Annotated in this window: 2 protein-coding genes; both read right to left on the bottom strand. The window is 67.9% G+C overall.

What is annotated here, in order from left to right:
- A partial coding sequence (locus MTF66_RS38415; protein WP_248530353.1) for a hypothetical protein occupies positions 1–226 on the bottom strand: 226 nt, incomplete at its 3' end.
- The gene (locus tag MTF66_RS38410; RefSeq protein WP_137862356.1) at positions 226–450 is read right to left on the bottom strand and encodes a type II toxin-antitoxin system Phd/YefM family antitoxin; all 225 of its coding nucleotides are present in this window, start codon (positions 448–450) and stop codon (positions 226–228) included. The genes MTF66_RS38410 and MTF66_RS38415, both read right to left, overlap by 1 nt.
- Positions 451–614: the final 164 nt, after the last annotated feature.

The raw sequence follows: 614 nt of genomic DNA, 5'->3' as shown, positions 1-614 counted from the left end.
AGGCGGGGACGAGCCGCTCGTCGATCCAGCTCCGCAGCATCGCGCCCGCCGCCTTGTCGCGCCGCGCCGCTTCGGCAGCGGCAGCCTCCAGTTCCACCAGCGAGATCGCCGAGAGGAACAGCCGCTCGCGAGCCACGCCCGATGCCCAGGCGGTGAGCCCCGCCTCGGCGCCGCCCGCCCGCGCCTTGCGCAGCTCGAAGACGATCGGTGTGTCGAGCAGGAACATCACCAGCGCTCCGGTGGCGCCAGCGCCGTGTCGGGCGCGCCGGCGGGCAGGGCGAGCAAGTCGACGATGCTCTCGCGCTCGCCGTTCAGCCGGCGGAACATGTCGATGCTCATCAGCACATGGGTGGGGCGCCCGCGATCGGTGACGAACACCGGCTCCGCGCGCGCGAATCGCTTCGCGGCGCTGACGTCCTGATTGAATTCGCGGCTGGTGATCACCTTCATTTCGTACCTATGTACCTAGATTGTCTGCGTTGTCATGTAGGTACGTTACTACTCTGTGCGCTCCTTGCAACACAAAGCGCGGCCGGGCCGGAAAAATGCGGGGGGTGCAGCGATTTGCAGTTGCGTGCAGCCATTGCCGCGCGCTCCCTGACGGTTCGCGACGG

It is taken from the genome of Pseudoalteromonas sp. 2CM39R, assembly GCF_023161845.1.
The sequence above is the reverse complement of the archived record's forward strand: the minus strand, read 5'-3'. Positions and strand labels throughout refer to the sequence as shown.